This window comes from Lysinibacillus sp. RC79, from assembly GCF_041262405.1.
In the GTDB taxonomy this organism is placed as follows: domain Bacteria; phylum Bacillota; class Bacilli; order Bacillales_A; family Planococcaceae; genus Lysinibacillus.
In genome coordinates this window covers 33350-57567 of record NZ_JBGCCD010000029.1, presented here as the reverse complement: position 1 = coordinate 57567, position 24218 = coordinate 33350, and the positions used below count along the sequence as shown (strand labels likewise).

The 24218-nt window shown below is 38.5% G+C and carries 22 protein-coding genes; 5 read left to right on the top strand and 17 right to left on the bottom strand.

Annotated features, from left to right (window positions below; translation table 11 throughout):
* Positions 1 to 203: 203 nt before the first annotated feature.
* The 9 genes from ABH968_RS21380 to ABH968_RS21340 all read right to left on the bottom strand — a co-directional run bounded on the left by ABH968_RS21380 (position 204) and on the right by ABH968_RS21340 (position 8245).
* Positions 204 to 881, bottom strand: a complete 678-nt coding sequence (locus ABH968_RS21380) for an ABC transporter ATP-binding protein (RefSeq protein ID WP_370047256.1) — start codon at positions 879 to 881, stop codon at positions 204 to 206.
* A gap of 265 nt (positions 882 to 1146) precedes the next feature.
* On the bottom strand, positions 1147 to 1959 hold the full coding sequence (locus tag ABH968_RS21375) for an ABC transporter permease (RefSeq protein ID WP_370047279.1): 813 nt from the start codon (positions 1957 to 1959) through the stop codon (positions 1147 to 1149).
* The gene (locus tag ABH968_RS21370) at positions 1959 to 2411 is read right to left on the bottom strand and encodes a nitrous oxide reductase accessory protein NosL (protein ID WP_370047254.1); all 453 of its coding nucleotides are present in this window, start codon (positions 2409 to 2411) and stop codon (positions 1959 to 1961) included. Before ABH968_RS21370 ends, ABH968_RS21375 begins: the two co-directional genes overlap by 1 nt.
* A complete protein-coding gene (locus tag ABH968_RS21365; protein WP_370047252.1) occupies positions 2408 to 3679 on the bottom strand; it encodes a NosD domain-containing protein in 1272 nt (423 codons plus the stop codon). Before ABH968_RS21365 ends, ABH968_RS21370 begins: the two co-directional genes overlap by 4 nt.
* Positions 3680 to 3739: 60 nt before the next feature.
* The gene (locus tag ABH968_RS21360) at positions 3740 to 4378 is read right to left on the bottom strand and encodes a nitrous oxide reductase accessory protein NosL (protein ID WP_370047250.1); all 639 of its coding nucleotides are present in this window, start codon (positions 4376 to 4378) and stop codon (positions 3740 to 3742) included.
* Between the two features lie 44 nt (positions 4379 to 4422).
* On the bottom strand, positions 4423 to 4788 hold the full coding sequence (locus ABH968_RS21355; RefSeq protein WP_370047248.1) for a hypothetical protein: 366 nt from the start codon (positions 4786 to 4788) through the stop codon (positions 4423 to 4425).
* A 279-nt stretch (positions 4789 to 5067) separates the two neighbouring features.
* Complete coding sequence (locus ABH968_RS21350) at positions 5068 to 5391, bottom strand: NAD synthetase (RefSeq protein WP_370047246.1); 324 nt, start codon at positions 5389 to 5391, stop codon at positions 5068 to 5070.
* Positions 5392 to 5937: 546 nt separating this feature from the next.
* On the bottom strand, positions 5938 to 6762 hold the full coding sequence (nadE, locus tag ABH968_RS21345) for an ammonia-dependent NAD(+) synthetase (RefSeq protein ID WP_370047245.1): 825 nt from the start codon (positions 6760 to 6762) through the stop codon (positions 5938 to 5940).
* Positions 6763 to 6784: 22 nt separating this feature from the next.
* Positions 6785 to 8245 carry a nicotinate phosphoribosyltransferase gene (locus ABH968_RS21340; RefSeq protein WP_370047243.1) on the bottom strand — a complete coding sequence of 487 codons (1461 nt, stop codon included), beginning with the start codon at positions 8243 to 8245 and terminating at the stop codon, positions 6785 to 6787.
* A 311-nt stretch (positions 8246 to 8556) separates the two neighbouring features.
* Here ABH968_RS21340 and ABH968_RS21335 point away from each other — a divergent pair, with 311 nt between their 5' ends.
* The gene (locus ABH968_RS21335) at positions 8557 to 8898 is read left to right on the top strand and encodes a P-II family nitrogen regulator (RefSeq protein WP_370047241.1); all 342 of its coding nucleotides are present in this window, start codon (positions 8557 to 8559) and stop codon (positions 8896 to 8898) included.
* Positions 8899 to 8913: 15 nt separating this feature from the next.
* Positions 8914 to 10209, top strand: coding sequence for an ammonium transporter (locus ABH968_RS21330; RefSeq protein WP_370047240.1), 1296 nt, complete (start codon positions 8914 to 8916; stop codon positions 10207 to 10209).
* A gap of 91 nt (positions 10210 to 10300) precedes the next feature.
* Here the strand turns inward: ABH968_RS21330 and ABH968_RS21325 are convergent, their stop codons facing one another.
* Positions 10301 to 10801 (bottom strand): methylated-DNA--[protein]-cysteine S-methyltransferase, encoded by a 501-nt coding sequence (locus ABH968_RS21325; protein WP_370047238.1) that lies wholly within the window; start codon positions 10799 to 10801, stop codon positions 10301 to 10303.
* 110 nt (positions 10802 to 10911) lie between these two features.
* On the opposite strand from ABH968_RS21325, the gene ABH968_RS21320 reads away from it, so the two are divergent.
* The 3 genes from ABH968_RS21320 to ABH968_RS21310 all read left to right on the top strand — a co-directional run bounded on the left by ABH968_RS21320 (position 10912) and on the right by ABH968_RS21310 (position 13447).
* On the top strand, positions 10912 to 11643 hold the full coding sequence (locus ABH968_RS21320) for an ABC transporter ATP-binding protein (RefSeq protein ID WP_370047236.1): 732 nt from the start codon (positions 10912 to 10914) through the stop codon (positions 11641 to 11643).
* Positions 11640 to 12392, top strand: coding sequence for an ABC transporter permease (locus ABH968_RS21315; RefSeq protein ID WP_370047235.1), 753 nt, complete (start codon positions 11640 to 11642; stop codon positions 12390 to 12392). The genes ABH968_RS21320 and ABH968_RS21315 overlap by 4 nt, the downstream gene beginning before the upstream one ends.
* Before the next feature lie 80 nt (positions 12393 to 12472).
* Positions 12473 to 13447 carry a proline dehydrogenase family protein gene (locus ABH968_RS21310; protein WP_370047234.1) on the top strand — a complete coding sequence of 325 codons (975 nt, stop codon included), beginning with the start codon at positions 12473 to 12475 and terminating at the stop codon, positions 13445 to 13447.
* 237 nt (positions 13448 to 13684) lie between these two features.
* On the opposite strand, the gene ABH968_RS21305 is transcribed toward ABH968_RS21310, so the two are convergent.
* From ABH968_RS21305 to ABH968_RS21275, 7 genes are all read right to left on the bottom strand, one after another.
* Positions 13685 to 14227 carry a methyltransferase gene (locus tag ABH968_RS21305; RefSeq protein WP_370047232.1) on the bottom strand — a complete coding sequence of 181 codons (543 nt, stop codon included), beginning with the start codon at positions 14225 to 14227 and terminating at the stop codon, positions 13685 to 13687.
* A gap of 173 nt (positions 14228 to 14400) precedes the next feature.
* A complete protein-coding gene (locus ABH968_RS21300; protein WP_370047230.1) occupies positions 14401 to 15012 on the bottom strand; it encodes a response regulator in 612 nt (203 codons plus the stop codon).
* Between the two features lie 15 nt (positions 15013 to 15027).
* Complete coding sequence (locus ABH968_RS21295) at positions 15028 to 16176, bottom strand: sensor histidine kinase (protein WP_483308127.1); 1149 nt, start codon at positions 16174 to 16176, stop codon at positions 15028 to 15030.
* A 304-nt stretch (positions 16177 to 16480) separates the two neighbouring features.
* Positions 16481 to 17512, bottom strand: a complete 1032-nt coding sequence (gene desA, locus ABH968_RS21290) for a Delta(5) desaturase DesA (protein WP_370047276.1) — start codon at positions 17510 to 17512, stop codon at positions 16481 to 16483.
* Between the two features lie 760 nt (positions 17513 to 18272).
* Positions 18273 to 18773 (bottom strand): GNAT family N-acetyltransferase, encoded by a 501-nt coding sequence (locus ABH968_RS21285; RefSeq protein ID WP_370047274.1) that lies wholly within the window; start codon positions 18771 to 18773, stop codon positions 18273 to 18275.
* A gap of 65 nt (positions 18774 to 18838) precedes the next feature.
* Positions 18839 to 22270 carry a methionine synthase gene (gene metH / locus ABH968_RS21280; RefSeq protein ID WP_370047228.1) on the bottom strand — a complete coding sequence of 1144 codons (3432 nt, stop codon included), beginning with the start codon at positions 22268 to 22270 and terminating at the stop codon, positions 18839 to 18841.
* On the bottom strand, positions 22263 to 24110 hold the full coding sequence (locus ABH968_RS21275; RefSeq protein ID WP_370047226.1) for a bifunctional homocysteine S-methyltransferase/methylenetetrahydrofolate reductase: 1848 nt from the start codon (positions 24108 to 24110) through the stop codon (positions 22263 to 22265). The genes metH and ABH968_RS21275 overlap by 8 nt, the downstream gene beginning before the upstream one ends.
* Positions 24111 to 24218 lie beyond the last annotated feature (108 nt).

The following is a 24218-nucleotide window of genomic DNA, read 5'->3' as shown; positions in this document are numbered from 1 at the left end:
TTTGAATTGCATGATAACTTCTTTAAGAATAACGAAATATGTTTAGTAACACAATTATATGAAACGTTCCTCTATTGCTTTATCCCTATAGTTCGAGCACTTAGCGAGAAAAGTAGTAATACTTCAACATGAAAAAGAAGGCTTGCCTGAATACAATTCAAACAAACCTATCTTTTAGTATAACGTCATTACCTATCAAAATGTTACAGATTTAATTTTTTTAACCATAAATTCTCTAAGGAAGATGAATTTTCTTGTAAAAGTATTTCCTCTAATTCACCAGAAATAAGAATGTTTCCTTCATGTAAAACTAACACATCGTCCGCTACTTCCTCCGCAAAAGCAAGCAAATGCGTAGAAAAAATTACAGTACAGCCCCTTGTTTTTTCCTCTATCATCATTTTTTTCAGCTCTGCAATCCAATAAGGATCAAGACCATTCGTAGGCTCATCTAAAATAAGCAAAGAACCCTCACCAAGTAAGCTTTGAGCGAGATTAAGCCGTTGACGCATCCCCTTAGAGAAATGCTTCACTTTTTGCTTTCGAACATCCCACAAAGCAACACGTCTTAGTACATCTTCCTGTTCTTTTTTACCAATTTTCTTTAAAGAAGCAAGTAGCTGCAAAATTTCTGCTGCCGTTAACATAGACGGAAAGTCCACATCGTCAGGCATGTACCGAATAGCTTGTGGTTTATGCCATATTATTTCTCCTGATTTTTGCTTTTCTTGCCCAGTTAAGAGGCGAATTAAAGTACTCTTTCCAGCACCATTTCCTCCTACAAGCGCTAAAATACGCCCCGCCTGTAAAGAAAAGGAGGCTTCGTGAAGACCTCTATTATTATCATAGATATTCGATAACTTCTTAGTTTCTAATAGCATTATCTTCTGTCCCCTTTCTATCAATTATGCCTCGGCATAATTGTTGCTGTCGCTTCGCTTTCGCACAGATAAACAATGCGTCCAGAATCGGCTTTGTGCTTAGGCCTGCGTGAGGGCCGACACGATGTCGGTCATTTCGGTAATGCCACAGGACGTGGCGTTTTTACCGATGCAGGTCAGTTAGCCGTTCTCGCATGGATGCGATGATTTTAGGCTAACATCCTCTAAGAACTCCTTTCCGATTCTGTGACATCCGCCGGAGGCTTTATCTTCTTTCACTGAAAGAAGATAAAAGCAAGCTAGTATAAGCTAACGGACATACTATCCAAAGTAGTGTCACAGCTACGTATACTGCGTAACCTAGTGGTGTCGAATAAAACTGCGTTACTTTAAAAAATGCTGGTCCAAGCACACTAGCCTGATCTGTAAAAATAAAGTAACCAAAGCGCAGCCACTCCACAGGATTAATATGTATCGCTATAATCGTCAGTTTTTGAAGAATATGCCCCGCCACGACAGTTCCAATAGCCATTAAAGCGTAAGAGATTAGCAATAAAAAAATGGACCAAAATACAAGTGATAACGATAGTGCAAATAATCTTGTTTTTGCAAAAGCTCCCACAGCAATAGCCAATGATACAAAAATGAAGATACATAGCATAGTTAGAATAATGAAAATAAATGGCAAACGTACACCACCAAGAAATCCACCAAGCGCTAATACTACTCCAAACGCCACGACAACGACCAATAAGAAGGCAAGCACGGAGGCAATATACTTTCCTGCAATATATTGCGTACGTGTCATCGGATATGTCTTTAATAATGAAAACCAGCCTGATTCCACATCACCAGCGACGCTCATACTACCGATCGTTAATATGAACAGGGGCAATAAAAACAACAATACATTTAAAAACGAGGCTGTCTGTCTTGTAAAACCCTCTACATCAGGTAATGCCATTTGCTGAATGACAATGATAGCTATAAAAACGAATGTGAAAAGTATGCCTACAAGTTGCATCCAACGACTTCTAAGCATTTGCTTTAATTCTAGTTTAATAAGCATGCTATACATCACTTATGGATCCCCCATTTAAAATCGTGTAAATCCTTATAGGCAAGCAGCTGACCTTCTCCCTCTGTAGTCATCCACTCCTGTGCCGCTTCCTTCGAATCGAGCGCAACTACCCCATAATTCATCGGAGTCCAATAATCCTTGTTGTATACATAAACAGCGTTAAAAACGTCAATCCATTCATTTTTTGCTGCATCTTTAATAAAGGCTGCTCCAACCTCATCTTCCCCATTCGCTTTCATATATTCCATAAGACAGCCAATGTCATCAAAAATTTCATAATCACCATTCTTCAATGCAATCTGGCCAGCATATGCATTATGGACTATACTCATATTGCAAATTTTACAAACATCAGTTTCACTAACTATTTCACGAGGCTCATATGTTTTTTCACTACACCCCATCAAAACACCACAACATAGCATTACAATCATCATCCATTTTTTCATTCTGTTATTCCTCTTTTCCATAGCCATAAACTACTTAATGACAAGAATAAACCTAATAGAATTTGCACCACATTCATCCCGTTCTTCTCTTTTACATGCGTTATTGCCAATTTTGGCGTATTATCAACAAGCATGTTCTTTTCGATTTTATTGATTTGTTGATCCAGCGATGTTAGTAAAATGACGCTTGGAGATGCCACGAAATATTGATAAACAGGTTGGCGTACCATCCATTGACCAAAGCTTGACACAGCCACATATGGAATATCACCGATACCATTGCCTTTTAAGTCAATTCCTGAATAATCATCATAATAATTACTTACTAGTTGAAAGCCTTGCTTATCGGAGCGCGCCGTTAAAATATTACCTGTAAAGTTATTACTACTAGCCATTGTGTCGTCACTTACCTTTGTACCTTCTATGGCTGTTTGGTTCATCTGAAAATCATTTGTTTCAATTTGGATATTTGCACTTTTCTGCATGGCAACACCAGTTCGATTATTTTTGATCGTGTTATGTTTAATTTTGGCTTGCTGCACATCATACAGCAGCATACCGTAGCCATTAAAATCAAAATGATTAGCTACTATATTATTTTCAAGGAATATGTCTGTTGTCATCATAATCATAAGGCCAGTCACATTCTGATCATATGTATTAAAAAGTGCTTCAGCATCACTTGTATACATAAAATGCGTACCATAACGACCGCTCGTCACCTTATTACGTTGAACAACAATATGCTTGACCTCTTCTATATAAATTCCATCCTGCACTTGCTCAATAGTATTGCCTTCGATGGTGATATCCTCACTCTTAAAAACAGCCACTCCATTACCTTTTTTTGAATAATGACCTTCGATACCAGTCACATTGATATCATGTATGTGTACATTTTTGGAACGTTGTATATGGACACCTGTATGAACATCTTTAATTTGTAACTTACGTAGCTCAAGTCCATCTACAGTACTAGCAACGATCGCTTTGTTTTTCCCTAATAACGTTATATTTTCCACAGTGACATTAGCAGTGTTTTCAATTCGGAGTGTGGGGTTGTCTCTTTCACCGATAAGTTCCGTTCCCTCTTCACCTTGTAGCGTTATCGGTTTTGTCACAATAAAATTACCTTGGTAACGACCAGCAGGAATTTGAACGGTCTCCCCTGGCTTTGCTCCATTAATTGCCTCCTGTACATCAAAATCGGCGTATACTGCCTGACTCATGAATAGAAAAAATAATAAGGCAAACCCTATTTTTTTCACCAACCCTTACCTCCTAGTTCAGCACGAAAAGACTAGAGGATTCCCCCCTAGTCCATTCGACTAATGACTATGACCGTTCTGATTCATCTCTTCCATATGCATAGAGTCAGATTTACCATTGGCTTCTTTTTCAGCTTTTTCTTTCATCTTCTTATTACGACGCTCTAATGCATCGTCTTTAATTTTTTGTAATTCCTCTACATGTGCAGTTGGATTGTCAGCGATATATTTGTCTGCATCGGCTTTTTTGGTGAAATAAATATAGCCCCAGTTCATTGGAGATTTTAGGTCTGTTTTGACGATAGTTGCATCGTCCACCTTTACCCAATCTTTTGTGATAAAATCACGTACAAATTTTTCGTTCGTTTCATTATTTGCAACCTCGGCATTTACTAAACAGCCTATGTCATCATAAAAGGCAACTGTTCCATCTTCTTTTATTGCTTGGGTAGAGAATTCACCCATATCTTCGTCCTTCAAATATACTTTCATATTACACATTTCACACATTGTGCCTTCTTTTGGCTCTTGTAAACGTGGATCAACTAAAGAAGCGACTTGCATAGTTTTATCCTTTGCTTCTGCTTCATTTGCTGCAACATCTTGCTTCGTTTCTTCTTTTTTAACTTGTGCTTTTTCTGTACCACAAGCCGCGAGTAAAAGTAATACTGCTAGTACAGGTAACCATATTTTTTTCACAATTGCTTCCCCCAATTTCTTTTTTTCTATTGCTACTAAATACTTTACAGGTAAGTTGTGAAATAAGTTGAAAATAGCTGTGAAGTATTGGAAAAATTTCCTTGAATATTCATTGAACATCTTGACTTCAAATATTTCGAATGAAGAATATATATTTTCCATTTTCTGCAACTTGCATTCAGGGTCAATGAAATTAAGATCCTATTTAATGGCTCTTCGGCAAAATGAGGGGTTGATTTCCGTTCCGACTGGGCGCTTTGTCGCTGCCGCTTCGCTTGCGCTCCAGGGTCTCTGGCCAACAGATGTTTTTTGCGCGAAAGCGAAGCGGCAGCAGCACCGATGTTGGTCACGAAGGCGTTATCACAGGATGTGATGGTTTTAGCCTTCGTTCCTCTATTGCTAATCCCCAAGGAGTCGCCCAGCCTCCACTCCAATCAACCACTTCACCAAGCATGTATCTTCTAGCATGCCATTCTAAATTCAAACCGAACTTCGCAATGTATCTGTGCGAAAGCATAGCGACAGAAACAAATGATTTCTTAGTCTACAGAAAAGTAAGTGGCCTGGAACAGAAGTCACCCTTATTCAAAGTGCCTCACAATTCGTAAAGATTTTATTGACACCATTTTGGTTTTCATCACAATAAAAAACTCTCTACATCCAGAATGATGTAGAGAGTTCGTATGATGTTATATAGAAGAGCGGTAACTATTGAGAAGCTTCTTTTGCTTACTGACAAGACTTAGCTTAACGGCAGTTTCATTTAAATTATTGCGTATTTGTAAATCGTAAGAACTGTCCACATAACTAGCCGCTATTTTATTAGGACGTTGTTTTTCTTGAATTTGTCTAGTTTTACTTATATGCTTTTTATCTTTATTCTTTTGCAGACTATTTTTAAACTGTTGTTTCGGATTTTGTCCGAAATTATGACTTAAATCCCCGGCATGTAGATACTGTTGTTCATTGCGAAAAATACTACTAGTCGTCGCACTTACTCTAGAAGTCCTCATAAATAATTACCCTCCTTTATTTTTTATCAACTTTGTAGGTATATATATCGACATTATATGCTTGAACTTAATAATACAGAACCAAATTGCTTAAAAAAAATAGAAAAGAGCTATAAGAAAAAATGTTTTTCACTTTTTCTGATAACTCTTTCCCTAAATATTTATGTATTAATCACCAAAAGTTGGAAATGATATTTATTAAAACGTATTCCATTATATAGGTTGATTGGAGTGGAGGCTGGGCGACTCCTTGGGGATCAGCAATAGAGGAACGAAGGCTAAAACCATCACATCCTGTGATAACGCCTTCGTGACCAACATCGGTGCTGCTGCCGCTTCGCTTTCGCGCAAAAAACATCTGTTGGCCCGAGACCCTGGAGCGAGCAACGCGAGTGAAGCGGCTCATCGGACGCCCCCAGGAAGCTTTGCTCTGTGCAAAAGCGAAGCGTCAGCAACAAATGTTTTATCTGTGCGAAAGCGAAGCGTCAGCGACAAAGCGCCCAGCCGGAACGGAAATCAACCCCACGCTATGGCGATAGCTGTATATTACTTCCAAAAATCATCAAATATAGTAATTGGCATATGACGTTTGTGCTGGGAGCGTAAATAATGCCCTTCTAATGTTTTACGAGCTTCTTCAGGGATTTCCTTACCCTCCAAATAATCATCAATTTGATCATACGTTAAACCAAGAGCTACTTCATCTGGTAATGAAGGACGATCTTCCTCTAAGTCTGCAGTTGGCATCTTTAAATATAAGTGCTCCGGGCAATCAAGCGCAGCTAATAACTGCTTACCCTGACGCTTGTTGAGACGGAAGATTGGCATTAAATCCGCACCACCATCCCCAAATTTTGTGTAAAAACCTGTAATTGCCTCCGCAGCATGATCTGTCCCTAGCACAACAGCATTATTCATAGCAGCAATAGAATACTGCACCTTCATTCGCTCACGTGCCTTTTCATTCCCTTTTACAAAATCGCTTAGATCAATACCCGCATTCGTTAATGCTTTAACACTAGCATCGACTGCATCTTTAATATTTACCGTATACGTTTTCGTAGGTTTTATATAGTCAATCGCATCCTGACAGTCCTTTTCATCTGCTTGGACACCATATGGTAAACGAACAGTCCAAAACGAGTACTCCGCTTCTCCCACCTCGGCATTTAACTCGTCAACCGCAAGCTGCGTTAATTTTCCAGTTAACGTGGAGTCTTGCCCACCTGATATCCCGAGAACAAATACCTTTACAAAGCTATAGCGACGAGCATATTCCTTTAAAAAATCAATGGATTTGCGAATCTCTTCCTGCGCATCAATTGTAGGTAATACACGTAATTCCTTAATGATCTCTTGCTGTAATGTCATTTTGTCCTTCACTCCTTACGTTTTACAATCGATTGACCATTTCACTTACTTCTTCAATATTGCGCATTTTATTATTCCAGCATTTTTGGCTTAAATCCACCGGGTATTCCTCAGGATTCATGGCACGTTTATATTCATCCCATAACAACTCTAAATTATCAGCTGCATAATCGCGCATTTCTTCCAAAGTAGGATTTTGATAAATTATTTCACCTTTTTTAATCACATGATGATGTAAATTCTTAGCTTCAAAGTTCGTTACAAATTTTGATACGAATGTATGAACAGGGTGGAACATTTTAATTCGTTTCTCTGATTGAGGATTTTCATCTTGCATCGTAATGTAATCTCCCTCTGCCTTGCCATTCTTTCTATCAATAATGCGATATACATGTTTAAGACCTGGCGTCGTTACCTTTTCAGCATTCGCTGAAATTTTAATCGTATCTTCTAATTCCCCATTGTTATTTTCAATAGCGACCATTTTATAAACAGCCCCTAAAGCAGGTTGGTCATAAGCTGTAATAAGCTTTGTACCAATTCCCCACACATCCACTTTTGCACCTTGAGCCTTTAAGTTTAAGATCGTGTATTCATCTAAGTCATTTGATACGATAATTTTAGCGTCCTGGAAACCTGCCTCATCTAACATGCGACGTGCTTCTTTTGACAAGAACGCTATATCCCCACTATCTAAACGAATTCCAATAAAATTAATTTTGTCACCAAGCTCTTTAGCCACTTGGATCGCTGTTGGCACACCCGATTTTAACGTATTGTAAGTATCTACAAGGAATACGCAATCACGATGACGTTTTGCATAGGAGTGAAATGCATCATAATCATTTTTATAAGCCTGAACAAGTGCATGTGCATGTGTACCTGATACTGGTATATTAAAGAGTTTACCTGCTCGTACATTACTAGTTGAAGCAAAACCACCAATAAACGCTGCACGCGTTCCCCAAATTGCCGCGTCCATCTCCTGAGCACGTCGTGTACCGAACTCCATCGCTACTTCAGTTTTTATAATTTGTTTAATACGACTCGCTTTTGTTGCAATTAAGGTTTGGTAATTCACAATATTAAGTAATGCGGTTTCAATTAGCTGCGCTTCCACTAAAGGTGCTTCAATGCGGATAATTGGTTCATTAGCGAAAACCGTTTCTCCTTCCACCATCGAAAACATATCCCCTGTAAAGCGAATATCTTTTAAATACTCAATAAAATCCTCTTTATAACCAACCTCTTCACGTAAATACGTTATGTCCGAATCAGTGAAACGAAAATCACGTAAATACTCAAGAATTCTCTCTAATCCCGCAAAAATTGCATAACCATTGCCAAAAGGTAATTTTCTAAAATATAGTTCGAAAACTGCTTTTCTATTATGTATACCATCAGCCCAATACGATTCTGCCATATTGATTTGGTACAAGTCCGTGTGTAGCGCTAAGCTATCATCTGCATAGTTTGATCTCACAAGAAACCCCTTCTTCCGCTTTGATAATTAGTCCTAGTATACACTATATACCCAAATTCTTGCGTATCACATCCTCCTACTTTAATGTTAGATTTCCTCACATGAATAGTCAGAAAATTTTGAACCATTCACATTTTAGACACACTTTTTAGTACCGCTTTCATTCCCTTTTTAAAAACCTTTTCAGCAAACTATTACGAAAGACGAAATATATCATGTAATAAAATATAACATGAATATTCAAAAAATGATTGCGCCGTTTTTCATAGCGTTTTAACATGTAAATTAAATTTACTAAGGAGCTGATATTGATGAAAAAAATAGAAGCAATCATCCGTCCCGAAGTTTTCGGCGCTGTCAGAGACGGACTTGCACAAGAAGGTATCGCAGGGCTCAGTGTTACAGAAATTGCTGGTTGCGGTCGTCAATTAGGACGTACAGGTTTATTTCGCGGAAATACCTACGAAATTGAATTTTTACCGAAGTTGAAATTAGAAATGATTGTTGATGATGAAAAAGTAGATCCTATTGTTGAAGTTTTGTTACGTAAAGCAGCAACCGGTAAGGTCGGTGATGGTAAAATCTTCATTTATCCAGTAGAACAAGCAATTCGTATCCGCACAAAAGAAGTCGGATCAATTGCAGTAGAATAAGGGGGCGATATATATATGGATGAAATAACATTATCTATAAATTTAGTTTGGGTGATGCTCGGTACAATTTTAGTCTTCTTTATGCATGCGGGATTTGCGATGGTTGAAGCTGGCTTTACACGCTCAAAAAACGCAGTCAATATTATTATGAAAAACTTCCTAACTATTTCACTTGGCGGTATTGTCTATTTTCTTTGTGGTTACGCTATTATGTTTGGTGATACAGCTGGCGGTATCTTCGGTTCAAGTGGCTTTGCCTTAAATGGAGTAGATGATCTTTCCTTCTTTATTTTCCAAACGATGTTTGCAGCAACTGGAGCAACGATTTTATCAGGAGCAGTAGCAGAACGTACTAATATTTTTGCTTATATTGGCGTTATTATTCTCATGTCGTCACTTGTTTATCCTGTTGTTGGTCATTGGGTTTGGAGTGGCCAAGGTTGGTTAACAAATCTTGGTTTTATCGACTTCGCTGGATCTACCGTTGTTCATTTAACAGGTGCAGTTGCGGCATTTATAGCTGCGGTAATGGTCGGTCCTCGTCTCGGTAAATATGAAAATGGTCGTGTTAACGTTATTACAGGACATAGTATTCCATTAGGAGCTTTAGGCGTATTTTTACTTTGGTTTGGTTGGTTTGGCTTCAATGGTGCTTCAACATTAGCTGCTGACCCTAAACTTGTTCCTAGCGTAATCGCAAATACATTTTTCGCTGCTGCTGCAGGAGTTGTGGTTACTGCCCTTTATACGAAATTTCGATATGGCCATATCGATGGCTCACTCACATTAAACGGTGCTTTAGCAGGGCTTGTAAGTATTACCGCTGGTGCCGCTAATGTTAGTATTGTCGGTTCAATCATTATCGGATTAATTGCTGCTCCATTATTGGTCGAGGGCGTCCGCTTCATTGAATGGAAATTAAAAGTCGATGATCCTGTTGGTGCGATTGCTGTCCATGGTATCTGTGGTATTTGGGGTACTCTAGCAGTTGGCTTGTTTGATATTGGTGGTCAAGGATTATTTTATGGAGGAGGGTTTGGCCTATTAGGAGTGCAAGCCATAGGGGTTATTGCTACAATTGCCTGGGTTAGCATTTCAGTAGCAGCTGGTTTACTTATTATAAAAGCATTTGTGCCATTACGTGTTTCTGCTGAAGAAGAAGTCACTGGCCTAGATGTCATCGAACATGGTGCTCCGGCTTATGAGTTTCAGGATATCTTCAAAGGCTCTGCCGTACGAGGAGAAACATTTGCTCATCGTTTAACTCATTTCGGTAAAACAAATAACAATGTCCAAGAGGAACATGTATAGTGTTTAATGATCTTCGGCTTCTTTAATACAAAAAACAAGAATCTGCAATCCCTTTGGCGAGCTGTTTCCCAAAAGGTATGCGGATTCTTTATTACGCTCTCTCTAGCTCCAGTAAAAATTCTTTCATAGCTAGTCCACTACGAAAGCCTGTTAACTTACCATCCTTTCCAATTACACGATGACAAGGAATAATCGCCAATATTGGATTGGCACCAATTGCACTACCTACAGCTCTTACTGCTTTCGGATTACCGATACGGTGTGCTATATCTGAGTACGTTGTCGTTGTACTATATGGTAGCTCCTTCAACGCATCCCATACTGCTAGTTGAAATGGTGTCCCTTTGACATGTATTGGCACATCAAATTCAGTAAGCTCTTTATTAAAATAAGCCGTTAATTGCTTAACATATTGCTGTAACTTTTCTTTATTCTCTTCAAAGCGATAGCCTTTAAATGGCTTTTTTGCCCACACTTCCACCTCTTCAAATGGTGCATTCGGTGTTCCGATATATACAAGTCCTTCATCGGAAGCAACGATATACATATTACCTTGTGCATATGTTAATGTATCTACATATAATACATCCATTCTCTATCCCCCTTAACTTAATTTACCTATTACCTGTAAAATATTATTTAGCTTCTCTTTGTTTCATGCTACAGTTATTTTACCTATTAGTATAAAGGAGTTTTAACTTTATGAATACATCATATGAGCCTGCTATTCATTTTCAACAGGTCACCTTTTCATCGAATGACAAGATGATATTAAAATCGATTACTGGTTCTTTCCCAAAAGGAAAAATCACTACATTAGTCGGCCCTTCAGGTGCTGGCAAAACAACTCTACTTAAATTGTGTAATGGACTATTATCCCCTACAGATGGTCAAATATTAATTGATAATCAATACATTTCTGCATACGAGCCAACCGCTTTAAGAAGACATGTGAGTATGGCTCTTCAAGCGGCCCCTATGATAGAAGGAACTGTATTTGACAATCTTGCACTTTCTCGTTCGTTACAAGGAGAAAAGCTTACAGAGCAAGAAGCTATCCAATATTTACGAGATGTCGGACTCGATCAAAGCTTTTTACAACGCCCTACGCATAAATTATCAGGTGGACAACGACAAAAAGTTTCTATAGCAAGAACACTTATTAATCAATCCACCATTTTATTGCTAGATGAAATCACATCTGCACTAGACCGTCAATCTGTGCAGGAAATTGAGACACTTATTGCTACAATCAATAAAAAGTTTAATGTCACAATCATTTGGATAACTCATAATTTACAGCAAGCACTGACAATCGGACACTACACTTGGGTCATGATGGATGGAGAACTAATCGAAACAGGAAAAAGCTCCTTACTTAACGCACCTAAAAATCCACGTGTCGCTGAATTTGTACAGGGGGTGAATGTATGACGTATACTTCGCTTTCCTTAACGTTAATTTTTGTTTTAATTCCTCTTCTATTGTCAAAAACCTTAAAGCTAGGACTTGAAAAAGATACACTCATCGCTACTATTCGTTCTATTATTCAACTACTTGCCGTCGGTTACATTTTAAAATTTGTCTTTGATGCTCAAAGCTATATTTATATTTTCCTTATGGTTGCTTTAATGATTATAGTAGCAACACTAAATGCTCGTAAAAAAGGGAAAGGTATTAAAGGTATTACATGGAAAATAGCACTAACTCTCATTGTAGTAGAATTTGTTACGCAAGGCGTATTGCTTGGTTTTGATATTGTACCAGCAACAGCACAGTATATTATTCCAATTAGCGGTATGATGATTGGTAATTCAATGATATTATCGGTTCTATTTTTAAATCGTTTCACATCGGAAATTGCAAGTCATCAGAACGACATTGAGTTAATTTTATCGCTTGGCGGCACACCAAAACAGGCCATTCATCGACAGCTAATGAATGCGATAAAAGCCAGTATGATTCCTACAATCGAAAGCCAAAAAACAATTGGCCTTGTTCAATTACCGGGTATGATGAGTGGCCAAATAATTGGTGGAGCAGACCCTATTCAAGCGGTGCAATTCCAATTATTAATCATTTTCGGCCTGCTAACAGCAGCGACATTATCGAGCATAATGATAGGTTTTTTAAGCTATCCTGCACTTTTTAACGAACGCATGCAACTACTTGATTTGAAATAATTGTTATAGTAAAAACAATATCTATATTCTAAATTATGTTATAATAAAGAAAAAAAAGAAATGCAGTGAGGAGAATGACCATGTTATTACGCGATTTTTTCATCCATTTATCTGAAAACCAACTATTAAATAGTACTGCAAAAAAATACGGACTAAAATTAGGAGCACAAAGTGTAGTAGCTGGTACAAATATTGAAGAAACGATTGCGAGCATCAAAGAGCTTAACGCACATAAAATCTCTTGCACAGTAGATAATTTAGGGGAATTCGTTTCAACTGAAGAAGAAGCAACAAAAGCTAAAGAACAAATCCTTGCTGTTATTGAGGCTATTCATGAAAACGGCGTTGATGCACATATTTCATTAAAGCCATCTCAATTAGGTTTAGATATTGATGTTGATTTTTGCTACGATAATTTATATGAAATTGTAGAAAAAGCAGCAGCATATGATATATTCGTTAACTTTGACATGGAAGACTACGGTCGTTTACAAACATCCTTTGATATGGTGGAAGAGCTATCCAAAGCGTTTAATAATGTTGGCACTGTTATCCAATCTTATTTTTACCGTGCTAAGGATGATATCGAAAAATTCAAGGACTATCGCCTTCGTATCGTAAAAGGTGCTTATAAGGAACCTGTAGAGGTTGCTTTCCAAGATAAATTAGATATTGATTTAAATTTCATCGAGTTAATCGAATATCATTTACTACATGGTAAATTTACGTCCATCGCAACACATGACCATAATGTTATTGCACACGTAAAACGTTTTGTAGCTGACAATAATATTCCACTTGATAAATTCGAATTCCAAATGCTTTACGGCTTCCGTACAGATATGCAAAAAGAGCTTGCAAAAGAAGGCTATAACTTCTGTGTATATGTACCATTCGGCGAAGATTGGTACGGCTACTTTATGCGCCGTTTAGCGGAGCGTCCTCAAAATCTTAATCTTGTTACAAAACAAGTATTTACGAAAAAAACGAACACAGTCCTTGCTGTAGCAGCAGGTGCATTCGTTCTTGGACGTTTAACAAAACGTAAAAAATAAGGTCTAACATAAAGAAGCCAGAAGCTTAATTGAATAAGCTTCTGGCTTTATTCTTTCAAGAACGTACTTTCCACAGGCAAACACTAAACCGCTTCCCTCACTCACTGCTTTATTTCAGATTCTCAGTTTATCTGTTGTTCTCGCAAGAGCAATTCCATTTATTAGAAGTCCGTTAAAAACGTGTAATAAAAAAAATCAGTGAGGGTGATGAAAAGCCCCACTGATTAAAGTTTTATATTATTCAACATGTAAAGCAATGGTTGAAACAATGGCTTCTGCCGCATACTCCCATTTACCATCAATAAGACTACCTAATTTTTGCCCAAGCTCTTGGATCATTTCTAGCGTAATCGGGATATCATTTTTTTGCGCCAATGTAGCAATAAATGGAGCAGATAAACTTGTCCATCCGCCTCGATCAATTTTGATCTCCACTTGTTTTACTTCTCCATTTTCTTTTTCAATGCGGTAGTATAACTGATCATCTGGACGCCAGCTTAAGTGATGGGAGATTTGCCCATTTACAACTGTTAGATGATCCTTTTTCGTAATTGAAACAGGTTTCATATTAAATTCATGACCTAGTACATTTAGTTTTTTGATTTCAGGTCCAACTAATGCTGCCTGAACAGCTTTATCCATACTACTTTCTAATGGGATAGATGACTCTGTCTCAACTATATCTTTGCTTGCAGCCAAAACGGCTGAAGGATTTGCGCTTGTCACGACAAATGTTGTTGCTAAAAAAGCTATTGAAGTAATTTTCGTGATTTTTCCCATAATTATTTCCATCCTTCCCATTAAAACGTTTTAGATTCACTAAATATTATCATTAGTAGTCAAAATATACAATATCAATTATTCTTTTATAATTACAAAAGGCACTGAATTTAAATCATTCAATGCCTTTTGTCTATTTTTTTCTTATTTTTTTCTTAGGTATAAGTGTATGATTACTTATTCCACCCTTTTTCCTTAAAACGTGCAATGGCTTCAATACGATTCCCAACATTTAATTTTTCTAAAATAGTAGAGATATAGTTGCGGACAGTCCCTGCCGATAAAAATAATTCTGCGGCAATTTCTTTTGTCGTCTTCCCCTCTGCAACAAGTGTCAATACTTGGCTCTCACGGTCAGTTAAAGGATTTTCACTATCATCCTCATAAACAAAATCAACGAGTTCAGGCGCATATATTCTTTTGCCGTCCATAATAGTGCGAATAGCGCTGACCAATTCTTCTATCGGGCTTTCCTTTAGGAGATAGCCACGAACACTAGCTTTTCTTGCACGCTCAAAATAACCCGGCCTTGCAAATGTCGTTAATATAATCACTTTACAATCAGAACCTGTGCAATGAAGTTCCTCGGCAGCATCCAATCCAGTTTTCACTGGCATTTCAATATCCATAACACAAATGTCAGGCTGATACTCTTCAACAAGCGCCAATGCTTCTTCACCATTTTTTGCTAAGCCGATGACCTCCATATCATCCTCCATACTAAGTAATGAACGAAGTGCGCCTAATAGCATACCCTGATCTTCAGCAATTACAATTCGTATCATGTCATACCCTCTTTTCTATATGTTCTTCAGATTTTCTTTGACCTTCTGATGCGTAATCGCCACTGGAATCGACACTGTTAATGTAGTGCCCTCTTCACTTTCGATTTTAAAAGAACCGTTTATAAACTCTAAACGTTCTCGCATTCCCTTTAATCCGTTACCCGTCTTCCAAGCTTGCTTTTTGGTGATTCCTTGCCCATTATCACGAACAACTAAATATACTTCCTTAAAATTTTGATGGAAGGCAATTTCACATTTTGTAGCACCACTATGCTTTACGACATTATTAACTGCCTCTTTTAAGCACATAGATAATACATTTTCTACAAGTGGTGGAACTTGTAAAGAATCTTTATCACCTTCAAATACAAACTCCATTTCAGCAGCCTTTAATATTTGAGAAATACGCATAATCTCATCCTCAAACCTAGCTGTTCGCATATCCGATACTAATTCACGTACCTCTTTTAATGCGATACTCGCCGTTTGACGAATATCCTTAATCTCTGTCAGAGCTTGCTGTGGATCACGTTCAATTAATCTTGAAGCCAAGTCACTTTTTAAGCCTATCATCGATAACTTTTGACCGAGTGTATCATGTAAATCCCGAGCAATACGTTGGCGTTCCTCAAAAACAATTAACTCAGCTATTCGTTCATTAGCAGTCTCAAGCTGACCCTCTAAATTTTCGCGTTTATTTTTTGAATAAATCGTTAGCGGGAGAAGCACAACCGCTAGAATTGTTAAAACAACAAATGGTAGTTGTGATAAAAATAAGTGTAGCTCAACGAAAAAGCCAACACCTGTAGAAATAACCGTAAAGCCAATATGTAGTCCATACATAATATAGAAGCCAACAGGTTTACGAATATTTCCAATGAAGAAAGCTGTGAAAATTGATAAATACACATAGCCATATAATATGGTCATAACGATATTAATGACCATTTCAAAACTAATCCACATATAAACAAGACCGTTTTTCGAATTCATGGAAAACCGATAGAAAATAAAATATAGCATTAGAAATGTAATACCTATAGATATTTCTATATAGGATGATTTTCTAAAAATGAAGAAAAACGGTAGGAAACAGAAAATAATCCATAAATATATACTGAGCATCGGACTATTTGGAATAATACTGTGCGATTTCCTCAACATAATCTCACGCTCTTCCCTACTTTTCCCTTATTATAACAAGAAAATTAATTTTATGCCTGCATATGGTTACTTAGGCATTATCCATATAACGACACTCCTTGTAGTAATTGGCTCATTTTCATAACGTGAGGTTGATCCCCGAGGAGTCGCCCAGTCTCCACTCCAATCAACTTATATACAAGCTACGTCTTAAAAATGTCATCCACAACTTTTGGTGATGAGCCCAATAATTGCTTCATCTGCAATATACAACTCATTTATGTAAAACAGCCATCCCTTAGAAGAGATGGCTGAAAAAATTCTACTAAGCAGCAACACTGCCTTTTGCTTTTCGTTTAATTATTTCACTAACGTCTTTAAAAGTGACAAACTTACCTTGATCTTCATCATATAACTTATAGCGTAATGATTCTAAGCTTGTACGTAACGTAATAGTCGTTGCAGTGTGTAATGGCGGTATTTCATTATGCGCCTTTTCAAGATTATAGTTTGGTACACGTGGGGCTAAATGATGTACATGGTGGAAGCCGATATTGCCTGTAGCCCATTGTAATAACTTTGGTAATTTATAATATGAGCTACCTTCGACAGCAGCCTTTACATAATCCCATTCTTTATCATGCTCAAAATAAGAATCCTCGTACGTATGTTGGATATAGAATAACCAAATACCAAGAGAACCAGCAATAAATAATGTTACACCCTGTACTAATAAAAATGCTTGCCAACCCATAAAGTAAACTAAAGATATACAAATTCCGGCAATAACGACATTCGTTAAATATGTGTTAAAGCGTTCCTTCTGTCTAGCGTCCTTACGATTAAAACGGTTTAGTATTAACACCATAAATAATGGGCCTAAACCGAACATCACAAACGGATTACGGTAAAAACGATACCATAAACGTTGTCCTTTAGATGCTTGTAAATATTCTTCTACTGTCATCATATCAATATCACCGATACCACGCTTGTCTAAGTTCGAACTAGTTGCGTGGTGAATTGTATGTTCACGCTTCCATTTTTCGTATGGGAATGATGTTAACACTCCAGTTACAAAACCAACCCAGTCGTTTGCTTTTTTACTTTTGAAAAATGAACCGTGTGTACAATCATGGAAAATAATAAATACTCGTACAACAAAGCCAGCAGAAATTACACTTAACCCAACTGTTAGCCATGGTGAAATATCCATTAACATATAGCCAGCTATCCATAGAGCGATTAAAGGTACAATCGTATTCACCATTTGAAAAATACTTTTAACTGTATCAGATTTCGCAAAAGGCGCTACATCCTGGCGCAGTCTTTTTGTTTTTTCTTTATCTGTTGCCATCATTTTTACTCCCTCGTTTCCTTTTCCTTATGACCTCATCATAAAACAAGAGTATAATCAAGCAACAGACGCAAACATCACAAAAAGGATATGACATTTGTCATATCCTTTCAGCTTACCTGCAAAGAAAATAAATATAAATTAACATGGCTCATCACTATAACGTGGGGGTTGATTTCCGTTCCAGCTAGGCGCTTTCCTGGGGGCGTCGGGGCAACAGGATGTTGGGCCAACAGATGTTTTTTGCGCGAACGCGAAGCGGCAGCAGCACCGATGTTGGTCACGAAGACGTTATCACAGGATGTGATGGTTTTAGCCTTCGTTCCTCTATTGCTGATCCTCAAGGAGTCGCCTAGCCTCCACTCCAATCAACTTATTATCATCATCGCATATGTCATCCCCCAGCTTTTGGCGAATAGCCTTTAAAATGTAGAATTAACAAAGGTTAATTTTCACTCCGAGTCGGGGCTTTCAGTGCAAGCTCATCCCGCAGGAGTCGCCACTCTCCGTGAAAAATCAACAGCTCCTCATCAATAGTTTAGTTTAAGTAGTAAAGCTGAACCAAAAGAATATTGCTATGATTAAAATATCATATAGATTCGCTTAATAAGTAAGCCTCACTAGGGAGGAAAATAATACTTTTCGACGCTCCTCACAAAATGCTGAATGTCGGGGTCTCACAATTAAATTATTATATTGCTTTATGCAAATAACATAGAGTTTGTCTTCTGTCTGAAAGGATAGACATGTCATACCCTTTCTATGTTTTTGGTCCAGTTAACTGTAGCTGATAAAATACAAGATCTAGCCACTGTTCAAATTTATAGCCTGCATTTTTTATTGTACCTGCATATTCAAAGCCTAGTTTTTCATGTACTTTAATGCTTCCGTTGTTTTCACCATCAATTCCCGCTACGAGTGTCTTCACACCTTGCTCTTTAGCAATTCGAATAAGCTCAAGCATTAATTGTGACGCTATCCCCTTTTGATAATGATCCTTATGCACATATACAGAGTGCTCCATTGTGTGCTTATAACCCGGATATGGACGGAACTGACTATATGTTGCAAAGCCGGCTACATTGCCATTTTCGTCAAAGACTAGCAGTGGATTACCGATTGTTTGCTGCTCCTTGAACCATTGTCTTTTTTCTTCTAACGATTGTGTTTCATATCGATAAACGGCTCTGCTCGTTAAAATAATTTCATTGTAAATATCTAAAACCTCAGGTAAATCTTTTTCTTCCATTAATCGAATCATCATGCTCACGTCCCAACTTTAAAAGGGCTAATTACTATAATAAAGTTACACCACTTTTTCTAGCATTATACATTAAAATATCGAGCATCTGGATGTGCAAAGACGATTGCTGAAACAGAAGCTTCTGGTTCCATCATAAAGCCTTCCGTTAAATGCACACCAATGTCCTCTGGTTTTAATATGCCAAACAATTTCTCTTGATCCTCTAAGTTCGGACATGCTGGATAGCCGAATGAGAAGCGCTGTCCTTGATATTTTGCCGCGAAACGATCACGCATCGTAAATTCTGTCGCATCTGGGAAGCCCCACTGGTCACGAATTTCTTGGTGCATGCGTTCGGCAAAGCCTTCCGCAAGCTCAAGGGCTGTAGATTGTAATGCATGACTTTCAAGGAATTTCCCTTCCTCTTTTAGCTGACGAGCCTTCGCCATAACCCCTTGTCCTGCCGTTACCACCATTAAGGCAATATAGTCCATTTCACCGCTTTCAACTGTTTTTAGGAAATCTGCAAGACATAAAAACTGTTCAACTTGCTGACGCGGGAAGGTAAATCGTTCAATTTCTGTTTTGCTATCTGCTGGATCATAAACGACTACATCATCCCCATCGGCTTGTGCAGGGAAAAACTGATACATACCTGATGGTTTCAATAGATCACTTTGTAAATAATCGTCGACTAACTCTTTTAACTCCGTTGCTCTTGCATCGCCAGCATCAAGTAATTGCTGTACTTGACCCTTTAAACCTAGGTGATGTCCTAGTAATGTCCGCATATTAACATATGGATATAAATGCGAAACAGCATATTCTCTCTTTACATGGCGTCGCAAATCAGCTGGAAGAAAGATAGAAGCTTCCTTTACCGTACGTACAGGCTTTACAGTTACTTCTTTTGCAGGGCGAGCCGCTCTTTTTTCGTCTGCCTCTAAGCGTTTTTCACGAGATTCCTTAATTTCAGCTAAGAAATCTGCACGTGTATCTGTCCCCATTAACCGATTTGCCTGCTCTAATCCTTGCATCGCATCCTTTGAATAAATGACAGGTCCATTATATTCGCCGGCGATTTTTGTTTCAGTAAAGCGACGGGATAATGCCGCTCCCCCTACTAAAATAGGTACGTCAATACCTGCTTCCTTGAAGTCTTGAGCTGTAATAACCATTTGTTGCGCTGATTTTACAAGTAAGCCTGAAAGCCCGATGAAATCTGGCTTTTCCTTGCGAATCGCTTCTATTAATTGGGCAGGTGTTACTTTGATACCAAGATCAATCACCCTATAGCCATTATTACTTAAAATAATATCAACAAGGTTTTTCCCAATATCATGCACATCGCCTTTTACAGTTGCAAGAACCATCTTCCCCTTGCCAGCACTCTCTTCATCTTTCTCCATAAATTGCTCTAAATGTGCTACCGCTGCTTTCATAACCCCTGCTGATTGTAATACCTCTGCTACGATGAGCTGATTATCGTTAAATAAGCGGCCAACCTCTGCCATTCCATCCATTAAAGGTCCATTAATAATAGCAAGCGGCGTTTCGAAAATTTCACGAGCAGCCTCTAAATCCTCAATAAGCCCTTCCTTTGTACCTTCTAAAATATAGTAAGCTAAGCGACCTTCTACTGTTTTCGGAATATCTTCCTCTGTTTTTTCCTTCTTTTTATCGCGATAGAAATCCGTGAAGACGGCTAATGTCTCATCATTTGTATGAAAGAGTAAATCATTTGCTAGCTTAATCTCTGCCTCAGGAATAGATGCATAACGTTCTAGCTTCTCCGTATTCACAATTGCATAATCTAAACCAGCCAGTGTACAGTGATATAAATACACGGCATTCAATACTTCACGACCTACTGGTGGTAATCCGAAAGAAATATTACTTACACCAAGCACCGTTAATGTACGCGGCATTTTTTCTTTAATGAGGCGAATTCCTTCCACCGTTTCAAGTGCCGAGCCAATATACTGCTCATCTCCTGTACCTACTGGGAACATTAATGGGTCAAAGATAATATCTTCGGGAGCAATACCCCATTTTTCTGTTAACAATTTATAGGAACGCTCAGCAATCTCTAGCTTGCGATGTCGATCAACCGCCATGCCTTGCTCATCAATTGTCCCCACTACTAAAGAGGCCCCATATTTTTTCACTAGCGGTAAAACTGCGTCAAAACGCTCCTCGCCATCCTCTAAGTTAATAGAATTAATGATGGCTTTCCCTTGAGAAAACTTAAGTGCTTCCTCAATTACTTTTTCATCTGTTGAGTCAATTACAAGAGGTACTTTTACTTTTTTTACAACTTCCTGCATAAAGCCACGAATATCCGCTAGTTCATCGCGGTCAGGATTTGCTAAACAAATATCAATAACATGTGCTCCATTTTTCACCTGGGCACGTGCTATTTCCGCTGCTTCCTCAAACTTCCCATCAATAATTAAATTTTTAAACTTACGAGAGCCGATGACATTTGTCCGTTCTCCAATAAATAATGGACGCATAGAATCGTCATATACTAATGGCTCTATGCCTGATACTACATGACCATGTGTTGCATCTGGTAATTGGCGAGGCTTTTCGTACTTTAGCACCTCTCGAATAGCAGCAATATGTGCTGGCGTTGTACCACAGCATCCCCCAACTATATTCAGCCAACCCTTTTCTGCAAAGCCTTTTAGCTTCTGTGACAGCGATTCAGGTGACTCATGATAGCAGCCTTCCTCGTCAGGTAAACCTGCATTCGGATAACAGCTAATATAGCCTGTTGAAAGCTCTGCTAGTGAACGAATATGATCAGTCATAAACTCTGGTCCAGTCGCACAGTTTAAGCCCACTGACAATGGTTTAATATGCTCGATAGAAATGTAAAAAGCATCAATTGTTTGACCAGCCAGTGTCGTTCCCATCGGTTCAATTGTTCCCGATATCATCACAGGTAGCTCTTTTCCCGTTGCTTCAAAGGCACGAGATACCCCCAATGTTCCTGCCTTAACGTTCAACATATCCTGACTAGTTTCTAGCAACAGAACGTCCGCCCCGGCTTCGATTAATGCCTTTGCCTGAACATAGAAGTTTTCCTCTAACTCATCAAATGTAATACCACCTGTAACCGACAAGGTTTTTGTAGTTGGTCCCATAGCCCCCGCTACAAAACGTGGCCAATCGGATGTTGAAAACTCATCCACTACTTTGCGTGCAATTTCTACAGCGCGTTTATTAATCTCTTCAGCTTTCGCACCAAGATCATATTCATTTAATACAAGTGGAGTACTTCCAAATGTATTTGTACAAATAATATCTGCTCCAGCCTCTAAATATTTTCCATGAATTTTTTCAAGCACATCTGGTCTAGTTAGCACGAGATTTTCATTACAGCCATCATATTCCTCGCCGCCAAAATCCTCTGCTGATAAATTTTCATTTTGTAGCATTGTACCCATTGCGCCATCAAGAATTAAAATTCGTTTCTCTAGTTGCTCTTCAATCAAGTGCTTAGCCATTTATACTTACCCCTTTTTTCTGTTCATCCAATTGCTCAATAAATTTCATTAATTCTAGTGTCATATCGTAGCGTAAAAATGGTGTGATGAGGTAAATACCATTGAAATATTCCGTTGCTACTTCTACTAATTCCTTGGCAATTGCAATTCCTTCTAGTGTTGCGCGTTCCTTTTCTTCGCCACAAGCCTTCATACGTGCTAACGCATCATCAGATAGTTTGATGCCTGGCACTTCATGGTGTAAGAACTCCGCACTTTTATAGCTCGTTACTGGCATAATGCCTATATAAATTGGTGTTTCTAAATGCTTTGTCGCCTCGTAAATTTCCACGATTTTTTCCTTTGAATAAACAGGCTGTGAAATAAAATAATCTGCCCCATATTCAATTTTCTTTTCTAATCGAGAGACAGCGCGATCGAGCACACGTACGTTAGGATTAAATGCAGCTGCTACAGAGAAATTCGCCTTTTTACGAAGTGGTTTCCCTGAGAACGATACACCTTCATTTAACTGTTTTATTAATTGAATGAGCTCCATTGAAGAGACGTCATAAACGCTAGTGGCCCCTGGGAAATCACCTACCTTTGTCGGATCTCCAGTAACTGCTAAAATATCATGAATCCCTAGTGCATTTAATCCCATCAAATGTGATTGAAGACCAATTAAATTACGATCTCGGCATGTTATATGTGTCAACGGGCGTACCCCGTGTGTTTCTTTCAGTAAGGCACCCATTGCGACATTACTAATCCTCGGAGAAGCAAGTGAATTATCTGCCATCATGACTACATCTGCACCAGCCGCATATATTTTTTTTGCACCTTCAATAAAGCCTTCGATTTCTAAATGTCTTGGTGTATCTAACTCCACTATCACTGAGCGTTCACGTTTTACTTTTACATGTAATGGCTCATAATTTGCTGGCTCTGCCTCACGGACAACCTCTACTTTTTCTGGCTTTGCATACTTTTCCTCGACCGGGGATAGCTCCTCTAAGTACTTTTTCGCTGCGGCAATATGCTTTGGTGTCGTACCACAGCAGCCACCAATTAAACGTACCCCTTGATCACGAAGCTCTACAGCTGCTCGACCAAAATAATCTGCCTCCGACTCATAAACGACACGCCCATCCTCCAAATCAAGGAGAGAGGCGTTCGGATATGCTGACATAAATGCCTCCTTAGGAAGCTCTACTCCTTCGAATGCTTGTATAGTATGGTGAGGGCCTAAGCGACAGTTAACACCTACGATATCAGCACCTAGCGCTTCAAGTTTATGTAAGGCGTTATTTAAGCTCATTCCATTTTGCAAAATTCCGGGTTCGTGCATAGAAACTTGAGCAATAATCGGTAATTTCGTTTTAGCTCGTAGCATTGTTAAAGTCGCTGTTAGCTCTTCAAAATCATAATATGTTTCAAGTAAAAGGCCATCTGGATTTCCTGCAAGTAAAACAGTTGCCTGCTCTTCAACCGTTGCTAAAATTTCCTCTAACGTTGCATCACTTTTACGAATACCACGGATTCCCCCAATAGTACCTAAGACAAATTGTCCACCATCTGCCGCTGCTCGTTTTGCAATCGTTATAGCTGCTTCATTAAACTGCTGCACACAAGATTCTAATCCATAACGGGCTAATTTTATGGCATTAGCTCCGTAAGTGTTCGTTTGAATAATATCGGCACCAGCTGCTATATATTCTCTATGAATCTTTTCAATTAATTCAGGTCTCTGTACATTCATTTCCTCATGGCAGTACTCCAAGCCATAGCCGTATAAAACCGTACCAATTGCGCCATCTGCTGTAAGAACATGCGTTTTTAACCTTTCAAGCAATCCCATAAAACTAGCCTCTCTTCCCTTATCTATCAATTATGCCTCGGCATAATTGCGTCTGGAATCGGCTTTGTGCTTGCACAAAGAACTCCTTTCCGATTTCCGTGACATCCG

Coding starts and splice junctions, on each gene's coding strand:
- ABH968_RS21315 (WP_370047235.1), top strand. CDS start 11,640: ATGACGTATACTTCGCTTTCCTTAACGTTAATTTTTGTTTTAATTCCT.
- ABH968_RS21350 (WP_370047246.1), bottom strand. CDS start 5,391: ATGAGGACTTCTAGAGTAAGTGCGACGACTAGTAGTATTTTTCGCAAT.
- ABH968_RS21285 (WP_370047274.1), bottom strand. CDS start 18,773: ATGATTCGATTAATGGAAGAAAAAGATTTACCTGAGGTTTTAGATATT.
- ABH968_RS21325 (WP_370047238.1), bottom strand. CDS start 10,801: ATGGATGTATTATATGTAGATACATTAACATATGCACAAGGTAATATG.
- nadE (WP_370047245.1), bottom strand. CDS start 6,762: ATGACATTACAGCAAGAGATCATTAAGGAATTACGTGTATTACCTACA.
- ABH968_RS21300 (WP_370047230.1), bottom strand. CDS start 15,012: ATGATACGAATTGTAATTGCTGAAGATCAGGGTATGCTATTAGGCGCA.
- ABH968_RS21375 (WP_370047279.1), bottom strand. CDS start 1,959: ATGTATAGCATGCTTATTAAACTAGAATTAAAGCAAATGCTTAGAAGT.
- metH (WP_370047228.1), bottom strand. CDS start 22,270: ATGGCTAAGCACTTGATTGAAGAGCAACTAGAGAAACGAATTTTAATT.
- ABH968_RS21275 (WP_370047226.1), bottom strand. CDS start 24,110: ATGGGATTGCTTGAAAGGTTAAAAACGCATGTTCTTACAGCAGATGGC.
- ABH968_RS21380 (WP_370047256.1), bottom strand. CDS start 881: ATGCTATTAGAAACTAAGAAGTTATCGAATATCTATGATAATAATAGA.
- ABH968_RS21370 (WP_370047254.1), bottom strand. CDS start 2,411: ATGAAAAAATGGATGATGATTGTAATGCTATGTTGTGGTGTTTTGATG.
- ABH968_RS21335 (WP_370047241.1), top strand. CDS start 8,557: ATGAAAAAAATAGAAGCAATCATCCGTCCCGAAGTTTTCGGCGCTGTC.
- ABH968_RS21310 (WP_370047234.1), top strand. CDS start 12,473: ATGTTATTACGCGATTTTTTCATCCATTTATCTGAAAACCAACTATTA.
- desA (WP_370047276.1), bottom strand. CDS start 17,512: ATGGCAACAGATAAAGAAAAAACAAAAAGACTGCGCCAGGATGTAGCG.
- ABH968_RS21320 (WP_370047236.1), top strand. CDS start 10,912: ATGAATACATCATATGAGCCTGCTATTCATTTTCAACAGGTCACCTTT.
- ABH968_RS21330 (WP_370047240.1), top strand. CDS start 8,914: ATGGATGAAATAACATTATCTATAAATTTAGTTTGGGTGATGCTCGGT.
- ABH968_RS21295 (WP_483308127.1), bottom strand. CDS start 16,176: ATGTTGAGGAAATCGCACAGTATTATTCCAAATAGTCCGATGCTCAGT.
- ABH968_RS21305 (WP_370047232.1), bottom strand. CDS start 14,227: ATGGGAAAAATCACGAAAATTACTTCAATAGCTTTTTTAGCAACAACA.